This is a genomic window from Citrobacter sp. U14242 (assembly GCF_046555775.1).
In the GTDB taxonomy this organism is placed as follows: Bacteria; Pseudomonadota; Gammaproteobacteria; order Enterobacterales; family Enterobacteriaceae; genus Citrobacter.
Map to the genome: position 1 here is coordinate 321,851 of NZ_JBKGLW010000002.1, position 17,890 is coordinate 339,740.

Consider the following 17,890-nt stretch of genomic DNA (forward strand, 5'->3'; position numbering starts at 1 on the left):
CATGCAAAAACGGGCGATTTATCCAGGAACCTTCGATCCCATAACTAACGGCCATCTTGATATCGTGACACGTGCGACAAGCATGTTTGATCACGTGATCCTGGCAATTGCCGCAAGCCCCAGTAAAAAACCGATGTTCACGCTGGAAGAACGCGTTCAGCTGGCACAGCAGGCAACGGCGCATCTGGGTAATGTAGAAGTCATGGGATTTAGCGATTTAATGGCCAACTTTGCCCGCGATAATCAGGCTAATATTCTGATTCGTGGCCTGCGTGCCGTGGCTGATTTTGAGTATGAAATGCAGTTGGCGCACATGAACCGCCACTTAATGCCTCAACTGGAAAGCGTCTTTTTGATGCCTTCTAAAGAGTGGTCGTTTATTTCATCATCGCTGGTTAAAGAAGTCGCCCGCCACCAGGGTGACGTGACCCACTTCCTGCCGAAAAATGTTCATCAGGCGCTAATGGATAAGCTGAAGTAGTGCATTTAGCCGGGTAAGCCGACAAGGTTTATCCGGCCTGCCAAGAATGTTATTTCTGACAGCGACGGCAGTAGAACGTCGTTCGCTGAGCGTGCTTAGTCGCAACTATTGGCGCTCCGCATACGCGGCAAGGCTCACCTTCACGTCCATAAACCTGTAATTCCTGAGCAAAATAGCCTGGCTTACCGTCACTTTGCAGAAAATCTTTCAGCGTCGTTCCACCCTGCTCGATAGAGCGCAGCAATACAGCCTTAATAACGCGTACCAGCAGCTCACACTCATCTTTCGACAGCGATGATGCCAGGCGGTCAGGGTGGATGCCAGCCGCAAAGAGGGACTCACTGGCGTAGATATTGCCCACCCCCACCACCAGCTTGTTGTCCATCAGCCAGGGTTTTATCGCCGTTTTCTTCTTTGCGCATTTCTGCTGGAGATAAGCGGCGTTGAAATCGTCGCTCAGCGGCTCTGGGCCAAGATGAGCGAGGACATTATGTCCATCCAGTTCTTTCGTCCACAGCCAGGCGCCAAAACGTCGGGGATCGGTATACCGCAGGACTTTGCCATTACTCATCACTAAGTCGACGTGATCATGCTTTTCTGCGGGAAGTTCTTCAGGAAGAATACGCAGACTACCCGACATCCCCAGATGAATGATAATCCAGCCATCCGCCAGTTCCAGCAGCAGGTATTTCGCGCGGCGCTGTACGCTCAATACAGGTTTATCACTCAGGCGGTAGATTTCCTCAGATACCGGCCAGCGCAAACGGCCATTACGTACAGTGGCGTGTAAAATCTTCGCCCCTACCAGATGCGGCTCAATACCACGACGACTGGTTTCGACTTCAGGTAATTCAGGCATAGCATCTCCGGCGCTGTAACAGGTCTCATTAATATGGGGACGGCCAGAAAACAAAAAACCCCGCCGAGGCAGGGTTTTTCTTTACATCAAAGCGAAATTATTTGATTTTCGCTTCTTTGTATAAAACGTGCTGACGAACAACTGGATCGAATTTTTTCAGTTCCAGTTTTTCCGGCTTAGTACGTTTGTTCTTCGTAGTGGTATAGAAGTGACCAGTACCAGCAGAAGAAACCAGCTTGATTTTCTCACGAATACCTTTAGCCATGATTTATTTCCTCTTAGTACTTAGTACTTTTCGCCACGGGCACGCAGTTCGGACAGAACTGTTTCGATGCCTTTCTTATCAATTACACGCATACCTTTAGCAGATACACGCAGGGTGACAAAACGCTTCTCGCTCTCAACCCAAAAACGGTGAGAGTGCAGGTTAGGCAGGAAACGGCGTTTAGTCGCGTTCAGTGCGTGGGAACGGTTGTTACCGGTCACCGGACGCTTGCCAGTAACTTGGCAGACTCGGGACATGTCTATTCTCCAAAAATCAAATTAGCTCGAGCTTCGTATGGGGTATTGGCGCCTCGTCAGGCTTCTCAGCCCGGTTATCGCAGTTCAATACACTTAATCGTTCATACTGCAACGTCGTTGGATGCCGAATGAATGATTTTATGTATTTGCGAACTCTCGATTGCCAGGCCCAAATGCCAAACCCGAGATTCTCAAAGGTGGCGTAGTATACGCTGAGTCAGCGATGTGCTCAAGTCCCGAACAGACAAAGATCCCGATGGATCGCGTAAAGTGCGTTAAATCCAACCGCGTTCCGCTAAAGAAACGTACTCTCCGCGTCCAATTATCAGATGATCAAGCACCCGGATATCCATGAACTGACAGCATTTCACAACACGCTCGGTGATGAGTTTATCTGCTTTGCTCGGCTCTGCACACCCCGAGGGGTGATTATGCGCAAGGATCACCGCCGACGCATTCATTTTTATCGCTTCACGAACAATTTCTCGCGGATGCACCTCTACATGGCTAAGCGTCCCGGAAAAAAGTTTGCTGTGTTTTATCACTCGATGTTGCGAATCCATGAAGATCACCAAAAAGATCTCGCGCTCTTCTTGCGATAGCTGACTTTGCAGAAACTCGCGTGCCATTTTCGGGCTAAGTATCGACCTTTCTTCTATCACCCGCACGTCGTAGTAGCGTCTTGCCAACTCAGCAATGCCCTTAAGCTGAGCGTACTTCGCAAGGCCAATGCCTTGAACCAGGCTAAAATCCATGTAGTCAGCCGACAACAAGCCGTAAAGCGAATCAAACTGCTGTAGCATTTCTTTCGCCAGCGTCAGGACATCTTTTCCCCTGATTCCAGTGCGTAAAAACAGCGCCAGTAACTCGACGTCCGTCAGTGAATTGACCCCAAACTCCATCATCTTTTCCCGGGGCATCAAACATCCTGTATTTTTCATGCATCCCCTCCCTTTTGCATCCGCATGGTGGCATAACACCAGCGGTGGATCGACGCTCTGTTATCCATTCCTCGTGGCGCTTCGCAAAGTGGATCATGGTCAAAAGCACGATAAATGATGGAGTGTGATAAAATATCCGCCTTCTGGTGTAACCCAACAGGAAAGATCATGATGAGCCTGGCCGGTAAAAAAATTGTACTTGGCGTCAGTGGCGGCATTGCTGCGTACAAAACCCCTGAGTTGGTGCGTCGTTTACGGGAACGTGGCGCAGACGTCCGCGTAGCAATGACTGAGGCGGCAAAAGCCTTTATTACTCCCCTGAGCTTACAGGCAGTTTCGGGCTACCCGGTATCCGACAGCCTGCTTGACCCCGCGGCTGAAGCCGCAATGGGTCATATTGAACTGGGTAAGTGGGCCGATTTAGTTATTCTGGCCCCCGCCACGGCAGATCTGATTGCTCGCGTCGCAGCAGGAATGGCCAACGATCTGGTTTCAACAATCTGTCTGGCAACCCCTGCTCCTGTTGCAGTGCTGCCGGCCATGAACCAGCAAATGTACCGCGCCGCCGCAACTCAACATAATCTTGGCGTCCTCGCCTCCCGCGGTTTGCTCATTTGGGGACCCGACAGTGGTAGTCAGGCATGTGGCGACATCGGTCCTGGCCGTATGCTGGATCCCTTAACAATTGTGGATATGACGGCAGAACATTTTTCTTCTGTAAACGATCTGCAACATCTTAATATCATGATAACCGCGGGCCCAACGCGCGAACCGCTTGATCCTGTGCGTTATATTTCCAACCATAGCTCCGGGAAGATGGGATTTGCTATCGCCGCCGCCGCAGCCAAACGCGGGGCGAATGTCACTCTGGTATCGGGCCCCGTTTCGCTGCCCACACCTGCTTTTGTACAGCGCGTAGATGTCATGACGGCATTAGAAATGGAAGCAGCCGTGCAATCTTCAGTGCAGCAGCAGCATATTTTTATTGGCTGCGCCGCAGTTGCTGATTATCGCGCAGAGACCGTCGCCCACGAAAAAATCAAAAAGCAGGCGACGCAGGGCGATGAATTAACAGTAAAAATGATCAAGAACCCGGATATTATTGCAGGCGTTGCCGCACTGGATGTTAACCGTCCTTTTGTCGTTGGGTTTGCCGCCGAAACAAATAATGTGGAAGAATATGCCCGGCAAAAACGCCTACGCAAAAACCTTGATGTGATCTGTGCGAACGATGTTTCGCTTTCTACTCAAGGATTTAACAGCGACAGCAACGCATTACACCTTTTTTGGCAGGATGGAGATAAAGTCTTACCGCTTGAGCGCAAAGAACTCCTGGGCCAATTATTACTCGACGAGATCGTGACCCGTTATGATGAAAAAAATCGACGTTAAAATTCTGGACCCGCGCGTCGGGAAGCAATTTCCGCTCCCGACATACGCCACCTCTGGTTCTGCCGGACTTGACCTGCGTGCCTGTCTTGATGACGCCGTAGAATTAGCGCCTGGCGCAACGACGCTGGTGCCAACCGGGTTAGCCATCCATATCGCCGATCCCTCACTGGCCGCAGTGATGTTGCCGCGCTCTGGTCTGGGTCATAAGCACGGTATCGTACTGGGTAACCTGGTCGGTTTGATTGATTCCGACTACCAGGGTCAGCTGATGGTGTCTATCTGGAACCGTGGCCAGGATAGCTTCACCATTGAGCCTGGCGAACGTATTGCGCAGATGGTCTTTGTACCGGTTGTGCAGGCTGAATTTAATCTGGTGGAAGAGTTTGAAGCCACCGATCGTGGCGAAGGCGGCTTCGGCCATTCCGGGCGCAAGTAACCCGTAGAGAAGCATCCCTCAGCGTAATAATGCAATAACATACCGCAAACAGTCGTTTGCGGTCGCTGTGTGGATGCCTGCCTGGCAAGTGCTTATTTTCAGGGGTATTTTGTAACATGGTAGAAAAGCAAACTGCGAAAAGGAATCGTCGCGAAGAAATACTTCAGTCTCTGGCGCTGATGCTGGAATCCAGTGATGGAAGCCAGCGTATCACGACAGCAAAACTGGCAGCCTCTGTGGGCGTTTCCGAAGCGGCATTGTATCGCCATTTTCCCAGCAAGACCCGCATGTTCGATAGCTTGATTGAGTTTATCGAAGATAGTCTGATTACCCGTATCAATCTGATCTTAAAAGATGAAAAGGACACCAACGCACGTCTGCGTCTGATTGTTCTGCTGATTTTAGGGTTCGGTGAACGTAACCCCGGTCTGACGCGCATTCTGACCGGGCATGCGCTCATGTTTGAACAGGATCGTCTGCAAGGCCGTATTAACCAGCTTTTTGAACGCATTGAGGCACAGTTGCGCCAGGTTCTGCGAGAAAAAAGAATGCGTGAAGGCGAAGGTTACACTGTAGATGAAACGCTGCTGGCCAGTCAGTTACTGGCTTTCTGTGAAGGTATGTTATCTCGTTTTGTGCGCAGCGAATTTAAATACCGTCCAACGGATGACTTTGACACCCGCTGGCCGTTAGTCGCGGCACAACTACAGTAATACAGTTGCCGGATGGCGATTTCGCCTTATCCGACCTACATAACTGTAGGCCGGATAAGCGTAGCGCCACCCGGTAATTGAATTACACCCCGAACTCTTCGCGATATGCTCGCACGGCTGCCAGATGTTCTGCCATTTCAGGCTTCTCTTCCAGATATGCAATCAGGTCTTTCAGGGTAATAATAGAAATCACCTTACAACCATAGTCACGCTCTACTTCCTGGATAGCTGAAATCTCACCACGCCCACGTTCCTGACGATCGAGAGAAATCAATACACCAGCAAGCCGTGCGCCATTCGCCTGGATAATCTCCATTGACTCGCGAATCGCTGTCCCGGCGGTGATCACATCATCAACCAACATCACACGTCCTTGTAGCGCGCTCCCTACCAGGTTGCCGCCTTCACCGTGGGTCTTAGCCTCTTTACGGTTAAAGCAGTACGGTAAATCTTTGTCGTGATGCTCCGCCAATGCAACCGCTGTTGTGGTAGCGATAGGAATACCTTTGTACGCAGGGCCAAACAGCAGATCAAAATCAATACCGGAATCCACCAGCGCCTCGGCATAAAAACGGCCTAACAGTGCCAGATCGCGCCCGGTATTAAACAGCCCGGCGTTGAAGAAATAGGGGCTTTTGCGCCCGGATTTCAGCGTAAATTCGCCAAACTTTAGTACCTGCTTGCTAAGCGCAAACTCAATAAACTGGCGCTGATACGGTTTCATGGATTCGCTCCTCATCTCACTTTATTACAGACAAAAAAAAGGCGACTCATCAGTCGCCTTTAAAATCAATTTTCTAACGCCGCCTTCTGCGTCGCTACAATGGATTCGATTCCCCCTCGGGCCAATGCCAGTAGGGTGAGTAGCTCTTCGTGGCTGAACGGCTCACCTTCTGCCGTACCTTGCACCTCAATAATGCGACCGTCCTCGGTCATTACCACGTTCATGTCGGTTTCTGCGGCAGAATCTTCAACGTATTCCAGGTCGCAGAGCGCTTCGCCATTTACAATACCTACGGAGACCGCCGCAACCATCCCTTTCATTGGGTTGGTTTTCAGCTTACCGCTTGCTACCAGTTTGTTCAGCGCGTCAGCCAAAGCGACACAGGCACCGGTAATGGATGCGGTACGCGTACCACCATCAGCCTGGATAACATCGCAGTCCAGCGTAATGGTGAACTCGCCAAGGGTTTTCAGGTCAACTGCGGCACGCAGCGCACGCGCAATAAGACGCTGAATCTCCATGGTACGGCCACCCTGCTTACCTTTTGCCGCTTCACGTGCGTTACGGGTATGCGTGGCACGAGGCAGCATGCCATATTCTGCGGTGATCCATCCCTGGCCCTGGCCTTTCAGGAAACGCGGAACACCTTCATCAATAGACGCGGTGCACAACACTTTGGTATCACCAAATTCGACCAGCACGGAGCCTTCAGCGTGTTTTGTATAATTACGGGTCAGGGTGACGGGACGCACCTGATTGGCACTACGACCTGCTGGACGCATGATAAAATCTCCGGCTTGAAACGAATGTGGCTGCGCATTATACGGACTTCCGACGGTTATTCCTATCCTGACAAGACGTGGATGGCTATAATCCTCCCATCTCATCTTCAAAAACAGGAACGTCTATGATCCGCAGCATGACCGCCTACGCCCGGCGTGAAATCAAGGGTGAATGGGGTAGCGCTACCTGGGAAATGCGCTCGGTAAACCAGCGTTATCTGGAAACCTATTTTCGTCTGCCGGAGCAGTTCCGTAGTCTTGAACCTGTTGTGCGTGAGCGCATCCGCACACGTCTGACACGTGGTAAAATCGAATGCACACTGCGTTTTGAACCTGATGCCAGCGCACAAGGCGAGCTCATTCTGAATGAAAAACTCGCTAAACAGCTCGTTAGTGCTGCTAACTGGGTCAAGATGCAGAGCGATGAAGGCGAAATTAATCCGGTCGATATCCTGCGCTGGCCGGGTGTAATGGCTGCTCAGGAGCAAGACCTGGATGCTATTGCCGCTGAAATCCTCGCCACGCTTGACGGTACACTGGATGATTTCATTGTCGCGCGTGAAACTGAAGGCCAGGCCCTGAAAGCACTGATCGAGCAACGTCTGGAAGGCGTTAGCGCTGAAGTGGCGAAGGTACGTGCACATATGCCGGAAATTCTGCAGTGGCAGCGTGAGCGTCTGGTCGCCAAACTGGAAGACGCGCAGGTCCAACTCGAAAATAACCGTCTTGAGCAAGAATTGGTGCTGATGGCACAGCGCATCGATGTGGCGGAAGAGCTCGATCGTCTGGAAGCCCACGTCAAAGAAACCTACAACATCCTGAAGAAAAAAGAGGCGGTAGGTCGCCGTCTGGACTTCATGATGCAGGAATTCAACCGTGAGTCGAACACCCTGGCATCGAAGTCTATCAATGCAGAGGTCACTAACTCCGCGATTGAACTGAAGGTATTGATCGAACAAATGCGCGAGCAGATCCAGAACATCGAGTAAGTCACCATCTCACGTAGCCCGTCGATAAACGGCGGCGCTACGTGTTTTTTCCAATGAGCGTGTTTATAACCCCTCACTACGCATTATATTTTCTCATCATTTATCACCATCAATAATATAATGAAGCGCATGCCATATGGCATTTTCATCAAGCCAGCATTAGCTGTAGTTATTAAAATCACTTCGCCTTAGAAAATCTCAATCGTGACAGTGCGCACAAATCGTTAACCTTAGCCCCCAGCAAATCAGGGGGAAGACATGCTGTTACACGTTTTATATTTAATTGGTATCACTGCTGAAGCCATGACGGGTGCGCTTGCGGCAGGTCGTCGTCGTATGGATACATTTGGCGTCATTATTATTGCCACCGCGACAGCCATTGGCGGTGGATCAGTTCGCGACATTCTTCTCGGCCACTATCCGCTCGGCTGGGTGAAACACCCTGAATATGTCATTATCGTAGCCACTGCCGCGGTACTGACAACGATTATTGCTCCCGTGATGCCCTACCTGCGTAAAATCTTCCTCGTACTGGATGCGCTGGGCCTGGTGGTCTTTTCTATTATCGGTGCACAGGTTGCACTGGATATGGGACACGGGCCAATTATTGCCGTGGTTGCAGCGGTTACCACCGGTGTCTTTGGCGGTGTATTACGCGATATGTTCTGCAAACGTATTCCACTCGTCTTCCAGAAAGAACTTTATGCCGGCGTGTCATTTGCCGCTGCCGTGCTTTACATCGTGCTACAACATTATGTCTCCAGCCATGATGTTGTGGTTATATCTACCCTACTGTTCGGCTTTACAGCACGTTTACTGGCACTTCGCCTGAAGTTGGGACTACCGGTATTTTATTATCGCCATGAAGGCCATTAAGGCATAAAACCCGCGATACGCTGAGCAGCTAACCAGTTGCTCAGCGCTATTACCTCCCTGTTTTTCAGCCATTGCATCACCAGCCGGGCCCGCCGCTCACCCATAGACGGAAGCTGTCGCCAATCTTTTTCATCGCGTTGTTGTAGTTGCTGCCAGGCGCTATCACCGCTGGCATTCACTGTGTCCTGGGTTAACGGTATGCCCATCGCACCAACCCAGCGGTTGAAGGGAAGACGACGAGACTGATTAAACTGATGCCACAGCCTCTCCCCTTTGCTTATCCCAAATGTGGATCGTAACTGTTCCTGGGTTAATCCGAGCCAGGAAAAAATGTGCTCAAAGCGATATACCTGATGCAACTCCCGCCATCCCGCCTCACCTATCCCCTGCAGATCCAGCACCTCTTTTGCCCCAACCCAGATCAGCCTGGCCACAAACTGCTCGTAACACTCGGGCGCGGCATAAAAACAGGTCAGTGAATTAAAGTGCCCATCAGGTGGTATTGGTTTAATGCGCTGGGTACTACGCCAGACAACCTCATCAATGCGGGGAATACCTTGTCCGGCCAGACTCACCAGAATGTGATCGCCAGGCGCAATGTCCCATTCATTCCAGCGTCGTACAGATCCAACATTGACGCGCTGTACCCGTTTATCATCCAGCATGAAGGGTGCCAACACAGCAACAACGGCAATTTTTCCACTCTTACCAACAGAGAACTGAATACCTGTTACTTCAGATACCCGGGAAACTGGGGGGTATTTCCATGCCGCCAGCCAGTCTCCCTGCCCAGGAAACCAATGCCGTGCTTGCGGCTCTTTTTCTGCGCGAACCACCACCCCATCCGTCACGAAAGGCAATGCCGAAGTCCACCATCTGGCGCGGGCATGCTCAACCTGATCCGCATTTGCCACCGACTGCGTATAGCGTTGAGTGAGGCTGAACCCCGCATCAGTGAGTTGCCGTAGTCTTTCCGTCATCTCCACAGGACCATCAGGCCAGGCCCAAATAAATATGTTCAGAGAGCGTAATAACTCCGGCGTGTTCTGCCGCATCATCATACCGGCAACCTTAGAACGGGCATTCACACCGCCTTTCTTTTGCTGGATATGCCCATCCAGCTGCAAAAAAATCTCCCCCTGCAGCGTGCTGTTCGCAAGCAGTCCTCGGACAGTCCGCGGTACCGAAGGCATCTGGAGAACCTTATCCGTCCAGTCTTCACCTTTGAGGCCGTTACCACGGCTAATCGCCTTAATCAGATTGCCATCCCGATAAACCAACGTTACCGCAACACCGTCTACCTTTGGTTGCACCCAGAGATCGCTACGCGTCTGCATCCATTGCTGCACCGCTTGCTTATCTGCCAGCTTACGAACCCCCGTATGAGGTACAGGGTGCAATATTGAGCCGTTTATCGGTGGCGCAGACAGGTCTGTCGGTGAATCACCTCCGAAACAGCGTTGCCACTGGCGTAGTTGCGCATTCAACTGATCATAAATACCGTCATCTACGGCACTCACACCCTGCTTCCAATAACTATCATTCCATTGCGTTATCTGCTGTTGTAGTCGCGACATTTCCTCGTTTGCCCGATCCGCAGACCAGGTGGGACACGCGGCCCCGGCCCGCAAATAGCAGAACAGCAACACCAGCACAATGCTTTTCCATAACCCCATACCACCTCCGCCTGAAAATGCGTTTCCCGGCAGGTATAGCGCAAAGACACATCAAAACAGAGCGGCAAAAATTCATCATGCGAGCAGCTTTCCTGGGCATTTTCACTTTTTGCAGCAAACCCCCAGTAAAACAGGAAACTGGTACGCAAAACGCAATAAACATGCGCAAAAAGTGTGACAAAGGCTACGTAGCAAAGCGGCTACGTGTATAATAAGCCCGTATGTAGGCTCTCTTTCGACAATCACATACATTAAGATACTCATGGCTCAAGGCACGCTTTATATTGTTTCTGCCCCCAGTGGGGCGGGTAAATCCAGCCTGATTCAGGCTTTATTAAAGACCCAACCGTTGTATGACACCCAGGTTTCTGTTTCACATACCACGCGCGCACCGCGCCCGGGGGAAGTGCATGGTGAACACTATTTCTTTGTGAACCATGATGAATTCAGAACCATGATTGGCAGAGATGCGTTCCTGGAACACGCAGAGGTTTTCGGCAATTATTACGGCACCTCGCGTGAGACCATTGAGCAAGTATTAGCATCCGGCGTAGATGTCTTTTTAGATATCGACTGGCAAGGTGCGCAGCAAATTCGTGAAAAAATGCCGCATGCGCGCAGTATTTTTATTTTGCCGCCCTCTAAAATTGAGCTGGATCGCCGTCTTCGCGGCCGCGGCCAGGATAGTGAAGAGGTCATCGCGAAACGTATGGCGCAAGCAGTTGCAGAAATGAGCCATTACGCCGAATATGATTATCTTATTGTGAATGATGATTTCGATACTGCCCTGGGCGATTTGAAAACCATCATTCGCGCCGAACGTCTGCGCATGAGCCGCCAAAAGCAGCGTCATGACGCTTTAATCAGCAAACTGTTGGCAGACTGAACCCACATTCAGTATCATGCCCAGTCATTTCTTCACCTGTGGAGCATTTTAAGTATGGCACGCGTAACTGTTCAGGACGCTGTAGAGAAAATTGGTAACCGTTTTGACCTGGTACTGGTCGCCGCGCGTCGCGCTCGTCAGATGCAGGTAGGCGGAAAGGATCCGCTCGTACCGGAAGAAAACGATAAAACTACCGTAATCGCGCTGCGCGAAATCGAAGAAGGTCTGATCAACAACCAGATCCTCGACGTACGTGAGCGCCAGGAACAGCAAGAGCAGGAAGCCGCTGAATTACAAGCCGTTACCGCTATTGCTGAAGGTCGTCGTTAATCACAAAGCGGGTCGCCCTTGTATCTGTTTGAAAGCCTGAATCAACTGATTCAAAATTACCTGCCGGAAGACCAGATTAAGCGTCTTCGGCAGGCGTATCTCGTTGCACGTGACGCTCACGAGGGCCAAACACGTTCAAGCGGTGAACCCTATATCACGCACCCGGTAGCGGTAGCCTGCATTCTGGCCGAGATGAAACTCGACTATGAAACGTTAATGGCTGCGCTGCTGCATGACGTGATTGAAGATACCCCTGCCACCTACCAGGATATGGAACAGCTTTTTGGTAAAAGTGTTGCTGAACTGGTAGAAGGGGTATCAAAGCTTGATAAGCTTAAGTTTCGCGATAAGAAAGAGGCGCAGGCCGAAAACTTTCGCAAGATGATTATGGCGATGGTGCAGGATATCCGCGTCATTCTCATCAAACTTGCCGACCGTACCCACAACATGCGCACGCTGGGCTCATTACGCCCGGATAAGCGTCGCCGCATCGCCCGTGAAACACTCGAAATCTACAGTCCGCTGGCACACCGTTTAGGTATTCATCATATAAAAACCGAGCTGGAAGAGCTGGGGTTTGAAGCGCTGTACCCGAACCGCTATCGCGTGATTAAAGAAGTGGTTAAAGCCGCTCGCGGCAACCGTAAAGAGATGATCCAAAAAATCCTCTCAGAAATCGAAGGGCGTTTGCAGGAGGCTGGCATTCCGTGTCGTGTAAGTGGACGCGAAAAGCATCTGTACTCTATCTATTGCAAGATGGTACTCAAAGAGCAGCGTTTTCACTCGATCATGGATATCTACGCTTTCCGCGTTATTGTTCATGACTCCGACACCTGCTATCGCGTACTCGGCCAGATGCATAGCCTGTACAAACCACGTCCTGGTCGCGTTAAAGACTATATTGCCATTCCGAAAGCGAACGGATATCAATCTTTGCACACCTCAATGATCGGCCCACACGGTGTCCCGGTTGAAGTACAAATTCGTACTGAAGACATGGACCAGATGGCGGAGATGGGGGTTGCAGCACACTGGGCGTATAAAGAGCACGGCGAAACCAGTACTACGGCACAAATCCGCGCCCAACGCTGGATGCAAAGCTTGCTGGAGCTGCAGCAAAGCGCCGGTAGCTCATTTGAATTTATTGAAAGCGTCAAATCTGATCTCTTCCCGGATGAGATTTATGTTTTCACACCGGAAGGGCGGATTGTCGAATTGCCTGCCGGTGCAACACCTGTCGACTTCGCCTATGCTGTGCATACCGATATCGGTCACGCCTGCGTTGGTGCCCGCGTAGACAGGCAGCCTTACCCACTTTCGCAGCCGCTCTCCAGTGGCCAAACTGTTGAAATCATTACCGCGCCAGGCGCTCGCCCCAATGCGGCATGGCTCAACTTTGTGGTCAGTTCAAAAGCTCGCGCCAAAATTCGCCAACTGCTGAAAAACCTTAAGCGCGATGATTCCGTCAGTCTGGGTCGTCGTCTGCTCAACCATGCCTTAGGCGGTAGCCGTAAACTGGCAGAGATCCCGCAAGAGAGCATCCAGCGTGAGCTTGAGCGCATGAAGCTCGCCACGCTTGACGATCTGTTAGCTGAAATCGGCCTGGGTAACGCCATGAGCGTGGTCGTTGCGAAAAACCTTCAGCAGGGTGAGGTGTCGGCAAATACTCCAGCACAATCTGGTCATGGTCATCTGCCTATTAAAGGCGCAGACGGCGTGCTGATCACCTTCGCGAAATGTTGTCGTCCAATTCCGGGCGATCCAATCATTGCCCACGTCAGTCCGGGTAAAGGTCTGGTGATCCACCATGAGTCCTGCCGTAACATCCGTGGCTACCAGAAAGAGCCTGAGAAGTTTATGGCGGTTGAATGGGATAAGGAAACCGAGCAGGAGTTCATCACTGAGATTAAGGTGGATATGTTTAACCACCAGGGTGCTCTGGCAAACCTGACGGCGGCAATCAACACGACCACCTCCAATATTCAAAGTCTGAATACTGAAGAGAAAGACGGCCGCGTCTACAGCGCCTTTATTCGCCTCACTGCCCGCGATCGCGTACATCTGGCGAACATTATGCGCAAAATCCGCGTCATGCCGGACGTGATTAAAGTCACCCGTAACAGAAACTAGTCTTTTATGAATGAACAGCGTTATGCACGTATCCGCGAGATGCTCGCGCGGCGTCAGCCTGATCTGACTGTCTGCATGGAGCAAGTCCACAAACCTCATAACGTTTCTGCGATCATTCGTACCGCGGATGCCGTCGGCGTGCATGAAGTCCACGCCGTCTGGCCGGGTAGTCGTATGCGTACCATGGCCTCCTCTGCCGCGGGCAGCAACAGTTGGGTGCAGGTGAAAACTCACCGCACTATCGGCGATGCCGTCACGCAGTTAAAAAGCCAGGGCATGCAAATTCTGGCAACTCACCTCTCTGACAAAGCTGTCGATTTCCGCGAGATTGATTACACGCGGCCAACCTGCATCCTGATGGGCCAGGAAAAAACCGGTATCACCCAGGAAGCATTAGATTTGGCAGATCAGGACATCATCATTCCGATGATTGGTATGGTGCAGTCGCTGAATGTCTCGGTCGCCTCGGCGCTGATTCTGTACGAAGCACAACGCCAGCGGCAAAACGCCGGGATGTACCAACGAGAAAACAGCATGCTGCCGGAAGACGAGCAGCAACGTTTGCTGTTTGAAGGGGGATATCCCGTGCTGGCCAATGTGGCGAAGCGCAAAGGACTCCCCTATCCCCACGTGAATACGCAGGGCGAAATTGAAGCCGATGCAACGTGGTGGGCCACTATGCAGTCTGCGAGATAAACACGATGAAAGGCCGTTTACTGGATGCTATCCCACTCAACTCTCTGACGGGCGTTGGCGCAGCACAAAGCAGTAAACTGGCTAAAATTGGCCTGCACACCGTGCAGGACCTCCTGTTGCACCTTCCTCTGCGCTACGAAGATCGTACTCATCTTTACCCAATTGGCGAACTCTTACCCGGCGTCTACGCCACCGTTGAAGGCGAAGTGTTGAACTGCAATATTACCTTCGGTGGCCGCCGGATGATGACCTGCCAGATAAGCGATGGCTCGGGTATTCTGACGATGCGCTTCTTCAATTTCAGCGCCGCGATGAAAAATAGCCTCGCTACCGGAAGACGGGTACTGGCCTATGGCGAAGCTAAACGTGGGAAATATGGCGCTGAGATGATCCACCCGGAATATCGCGTACAGGGCGATCTCAGCACGCCGGAACTCCAGGAAACGCTCACTCCGGTTTACCCGACAACCGAAGGCGTGAAGCAGGCAACACTGCGTAAACTAACCGATCAGGCGCTGGATTTGCTTGATACCTGCGCCATTGCCGAACTGCTACCACCGGAATTACTACAAGGGATGATGAGCCTGCCAGAAGCCCTGCGCACACTGCACCGTCCACCGCCGTCACTCCAGCTAAGCGATCTGGAAACCGGACAACATCCGGCACAGCGACGTTTGATTCTGGAAGAACTGCTGGCACACAACCTCAGCATGCTGGCGTTACGCGCCGGAGCCCAACGTTTTCACGCCCAGCCGCTGAGTGCGAACGATACGCTGAAAAATAAGCTGCTGGCAGCCCTCCCCTTTAAGCCAACCGGCGCACAGGCGCGGGTAACCGCCGAGATTGAACGCGACATGGCGCTGGATGTCCCGATGATGCGACTGGTACAGGGTGATGTTGGTTCCGGGAAAACGCTGGTTGCAGCACTTGCTGCTCTACGGGCGATTGCACATGGCAAGCAAGTTGCGCTGATGGCCCCCACCGAACTACTGGCTGAGCAGCACGCAAATAACTTCCGCAACTGGTTTGCACCGCTGGGTGTTGAAGTGGGCTGGCTGGCTGGCAAGCAAAAAGGTAAAGCGCGTCAGGCACAGCAGGAAGCTATTGCCAGCGGCCAGGTCCAGATGATTGTCGGCACTCATGCTATTTTCCAGGAACAGGTTCAGTTCAATGGACTGGCCCTGGTTATCATCGACGAACAACACCGCTTCGGCGTTCACCAACGTCTGGCACTGTGGGAGAAAGGACAGCAGCAGGGTTTCCACCCGCATCAGCTGATCATGACCGCCACACCAATCCCGCGCACGCTGGCGATGACCGCCTACGCCGATCTCGACACATCAGTGATTGATGAACTGCCTCCAGGGCGTACACCGGTCACCACCGTCGCGATTCCGGATACCCGGCGCAGCGACATCATTGACCGTGTGCGTAACGCCTGCACGCACGAAGGACGTCAGGCGTATTGGGTCTGCACGTTGATTGAAGAGTCTGATTTACTGGAGGCCCAGGCAGCAGAGGCCACGTGGGAAGAACTTAAACTCGCTCTGCCGGAGCTTAATATTGGCCTGGTGCATGGGCGCATGAAACCTGCCGAGAAGCTGTCTGTCATGGCTGCGTTTAAACAGGGTGCAATGCATTTACTGGTCGCCACTACAGTGATTGAAGTCGGTGTAGACGTACCAAACGCCAGCCTGATGATTATTGAAAACCCGGAGCGTCTGGGCTTAGCGCAGTTACACCAGCTGCGCGGCCGCGTCGGTCGCGGTGCAGTCGCTTCTCACTGCGTCCTGCTGTACAAATCACCGCTGTCAAAAACAGCGCAAAAACGTCTGCAGGTGCTGCGAGACAGCAACGACGGATTCATTATTGCGCAAAAAGATTTGGAGATCCGCGGCCCCGGTGAACTGTTGGGTACACGCCAGACCGGAACGGCGGAATTTAAGGTAGCGGATTTACTGCGCGATCAGGCCATTATTCCGGAAGTTCAGCGCATTGCCCGCCATATTCACGAACGTTATCCACAGCAGGCAGTGGCGCTGATAGAGCGCTGGATGCCAGAAACTGAACGCTACTCCAACGCATAACCCTCTTCATCGCGGCGGTTATCACACCGCCGCACGGCCTTTATTGCGCAAAAATCGGCAACAGCAGATACAGCTTAATCACCAGTGCGTTGACGATATCGATAAAGAACGCCCCCACCATCGGCACCACCAGAAACGCCATATGTGATGGGCCAAAACGTTCGGTAATCGCCTGCATGTTGGCAATCGCTGTCGGCGTTGCGCCGAGGCCAAAGCCACAGTGCCCGGCTGCCAGAACCGCCGCATCGTAGTTCTTACCCATCAGGCGCCAGGTGACGAAAATCGCATACAGCGCCATGAAAACGGTCTGTACGACAAGGATTGCCAACATTGGCAGCGCCAGCGAAGCCAGTTCCCATAGCTTGAGGCTCATTAACGCCATTGCCAGGAACAGCGACAGGCTGACGTTACCAAGCACCGAAACCGCACGCTCAAACACCCGATAAAAGCCCAGTAGCGCCAGACCATTACTCAGGATCACACCAACAAACAGTACGCAGACGAAGGTCGGCAGTTCCAGCACCGTTCCCACCAACATTTGCGCAACGATTTTGCCCACCGTCAGGCAGATAGCAATCAGCGCGATAGTTTCAATCAGCACCAGCGAGGTGATCATGCGCCCAACATCCGGCTTTTCAAACGCAGTCGGTACTGCCTGATCGTCCGGCATACCATCCGGAGTCGTGGAGTGTTTAACCAGATAGCGCGCGACAGGACCACCAATCAAACCGCCCAGCACCAGGCCGAACGTTGCGCATGCCATTGCCACTTCAGTTGCATTAGCGAAACCATAGCGTTCAATAAACAGCTTGCTCCACGCCGCTCCGGTTCCGTGCCCACCAGAGAGCGTTATCGAACCGGCAATCAGGCCCATCAACGGGTCGAGACCCAGCAGGCTTGCCATACCGATACCGATGGCGTTCTGCATTAATAGCAGCCCAACAACCACAATCAGAAAGATGCCCACCACGCGGCCGCCAGCGCGCAGGCTGGCAATATTGGCATTCAGGCCGATAGTTGCGAAGAACGCCAGCATCAGCGGATCGCGCAACGTCATATCAAAATTGACCTCCCAGCCCATGCTTTTTTTCAGCACCAGCAACGCGATCGCCACCAGCAATCCACCTGCTACAGGTTCGGGAATCGTATATTTTTTCAGGAAAGAGACAGACTGGACGAGCTTACGCCCCAGCAGCAACACCAGGGTTGCAGCAACCAGTGTTGATAATGTATCGAGGTAAAACATATACAGCTCCATTAGTGCGCTTTGCAGTTCTGCTACGCACGATTCATTCCAGGTCGATTTTTAGCTCTTAATGAGTTATCGGGGTGGATTTTAAGCAGAAAATGATGAAAAGTTATATAAAAAT

Annotated in this window: 19 protein-coding genes; 11 read left to right on the forward strand and 8 right to left on the reverse strand. The window is 52.1% G+C overall.

Annotation, left to right across the window (positions count from 1 at the left end; genetic code table 11):
* Position 1 precedes the first annotated feature (1 nt).
* Complete coding sequence (gene coaD, locus ACLJXE_RS04260) at positions 2-481, forward strand: pantetheine-phosphate adenylyltransferase (RefSeq protein WP_271442023.1); 480 nt, start codon at positions 2-4, stop codon at positions 479-481.
* A gap of 49 nt (positions 482-530) precedes the next feature.
* On the opposite strand, the gene mutM is transcribed toward coaD, so the two are convergent.
* The 4 genes from mutM to radC all read right to left on the reverse strand — a co-directional run bounded on the left by mutM (position 531) and on the right by radC (position 2,803).
* Positions 531-1,340, reverse strand: a complete 810-nt coding sequence (gene mutM, locus ACLJXE_RS04265; RefSeq protein WP_410750176.1) for a bifunctional DNA-formamidopyrimidine glycosylase/DNA-(apurinic or apyrimidinic site) lyase — start codon at positions 1,338-1,340, stop codon at positions 531-533.
* A gap of 97 nt (positions 1,341-1,437) precedes the next feature.
* Positions 1,438-1,605 (reverse strand): 50S ribosomal protein L33, encoded by a 168-nt coding sequence (rpmG, locus tag ACLJXE_RS04270; protein ID WP_003024094.1) that lies wholly within the window; start codon positions 1,603-1,605, stop codon positions 1,438-1,440.
* Between the two features lie 20 nt (positions 1,606-1,625).
* On the reverse strand, positions 1,626-1,862 hold the full coding sequence (gene rpmB, locus ACLJXE_RS04275; RefSeq protein ID WP_003024071.1) for a 50S ribosomal protein L28: 237 nt from the start codon (positions 1,860-1,862) through the stop codon (positions 1,626-1,628).
* Between the two features lie 275 nt (positions 1,863-2,137).
* Entirely contained in the window at positions 2,138-2,803 is a 666-nt protein-coding gene (gene radC, locus ACLJXE_RS04280) for a RadC family protein (RefSeq protein WP_410750177.1), read from the reverse strand.
* A gap of 171 nt (positions 2,804-2,974) precedes the next feature.
* On the opposite strand from radC, the gene coaBC reads away from it, so the two are divergent.
* From coaBC to slmA, 3 genes are all read left to right on the forward strand, one after another.
* A complete protein-coding gene (gene coaBC / locus ACLJXE_RS04285) occupies positions 2,975-4,195 on the forward strand; it encodes a bifunctional phosphopantothenoylcysteine decarboxylase/phosphopantothenate--cysteine ligase CoaBC (protein WP_410750257.1) in 1,221 nt (406 codons plus the stop codon).
* Positions 4,173-4,631 carry a dUTP diphosphatase gene (dut, locus tag ACLJXE_RS04290; RefSeq protein WP_061066835.1) on the forward strand — a complete coding sequence of 153 codons (459 nt, stop codon included), beginning with the start codon at positions 4,173-4,175 and terminating at the stop codon, positions 4,629-4,631. Before coaBC ends, dut begins: the two co-directional genes overlap by 23 nt.
* 116 nt (positions 4,632-4,747) lie before the next feature.
* Positions 4,748-5,344 (forward strand): nucleoid occlusion factor SlmA, encoded by a 597-nt coding sequence (gene slmA / locus ACLJXE_RS04295; RefSeq protein WP_003827257.1) that lies wholly within the window; start codon positions 4,748-4,750, stop codon positions 5,342-5,344.
* Between the two features lie 82 nt (positions 5,345-5,426).
* Here slmA and pyrE read toward each other — a convergent pair whose 3' ends face one another.
* Together pyrE and rph are read right to left on the reverse strand one after the other, a co-directional pair.
* Positions 5,427-6,068: an orotate phosphoribosyltransferase gene (gene pyrE, locus ACLJXE_RS04300; RefSeq protein WP_271442020.1), complete on the reverse strand. Its 642-nt coding sequence runs from the start codon at positions 6,066-6,068 to the stop codon at positions 5,427-5,429.
* 65 nt (positions 6,069-6,133) lie between these two features.
* A complete protein-coding gene (rph, locus tag ACLJXE_RS04305) occupies positions 6,134-6,850 on the reverse strand; it encodes a ribonuclease PH (protein ID WP_003024054.1) in 717 nt (238 codons plus the stop codon).
* Between the two features lie 125 nt (positions 6,851-6,975).
* On the opposite strand from rph, the gene ACLJXE_RS04310 reads away from it, so the two are divergent.
* Positions 6,976-7,839 (forward strand): YicC/YloC family endoribonuclease, encoded by an 864-nt coding sequence (locus ACLJXE_RS04310; RefSeq protein WP_202037398.1) that lies wholly within the window; start codon positions 6,976-6,978, stop codon positions 7,837-7,839.
* A 258-nt stretch (positions 7,840-8,097) separates the two neighbouring features.
* Positions 8,098-8,715, forward strand: a complete 618-nt coding sequence (locus ACLJXE_RS04315; protein ID WP_003024049.1) for a trimeric intracellular cation channel family protein — start codon at positions 8,098-8,100, stop codon at positions 8,713-8,715.
* Here the strand turns inward: ACLJXE_RS04315 and ligB are convergent.
* Positions 8,712-10,391 (reverse strand): NAD-dependent DNA ligase LigB, encoded by a 1,680-nt coding sequence (ligB, locus tag ACLJXE_RS04320; protein WP_410750178.1) that lies wholly within the window; start codon positions 10,389-10,391, stop codon positions 8,712-8,714. The two genes, ACLJXE_RS04315 and ligB, sit on opposite strands and share 4 nt — an antisense overlap.
* 262 nt (positions 10,392-10,653) lie before the next feature.
* Here ligB and gmk point away from each other — a divergent pair, with 262 nt between their 5' ends.
* The 5 genes from gmk to recG are packed head-to-tail and all read left to right on the forward strand — an operon-like array spanning position 10,654 to position 16,520.
* A complete protein-coding gene (gmk, locus tag ACLJXE_RS04325; protein WP_137382115.1) occupies positions 10,654-11,277 on the forward strand; it encodes a guanylate kinase in 624 nt (207 codons plus the stop codon).
* A 54-nt stretch (positions 11,278-11,331) separates the two neighbouring features.
* Entirely contained in the window at positions 11,332-11,607 is a 276-nt protein-coding gene (rpoZ, locus tag ACLJXE_RS04330; protein ID WP_000135058.1) for a DNA-directed RNA polymerase subunit omega, read from the forward strand.
* 18 nt (positions 11,608-11,625) lie between these two features.
* Positions 11,626-13,737, forward strand: a complete 2,112-nt coding sequence (gene spoT / locus ACLJXE_RS04335; protein ID WP_410750179.1) for a bifunctional GTP diphosphokinase/guanosine-3',5'-bis pyrophosphate 3'-pyrophosphohydrolase — start codon at positions 11,626-11,628, stop codon at positions 13,735-13,737.
* A gap of 6 nt (positions 13,738-13,743) precedes the next feature.
* Positions 13,744-14,433: a tRNA (guanosine(18)-2'-O)-methyltransferase TrmH gene (gene trmH, locus ACLJXE_RS04340; protein WP_137382117.1), complete on the forward strand. Its 690-nt coding sequence runs from the start codon at positions 13,744-13,746 to the stop codon at positions 14,431-14,433.
* 5 nt (positions 14,434-14,438) lie between these two features.
* On the forward strand, positions 14,439-16,520 hold the full coding sequence (gene recG / locus ACLJXE_RS04345) for an ATP-dependent DNA helicase RecG (protein WP_410750180.1): 2,082 nt from the start codon (positions 14,439-14,441) through the stop codon (positions 16,518-16,520).
* 40 nt (positions 16,521-16,560) lie between these two features.
* Here the strand turns inward: recG and gltS are convergent, their stop codons facing one another.
* The gene (gene gltS / locus ACLJXE_RS04350) at positions 16,561-17,766 is read right to left on the reverse strand and encodes a sodium/glutamate symporter (protein ID WP_271442014.1); all 1,206 of its coding nucleotides are present in this window, start codon (positions 17,764-17,766) and stop codon (positions 16,561-16,563) included.
* Positions 17,767-17,890: the final 124 nt, after the last annotated feature.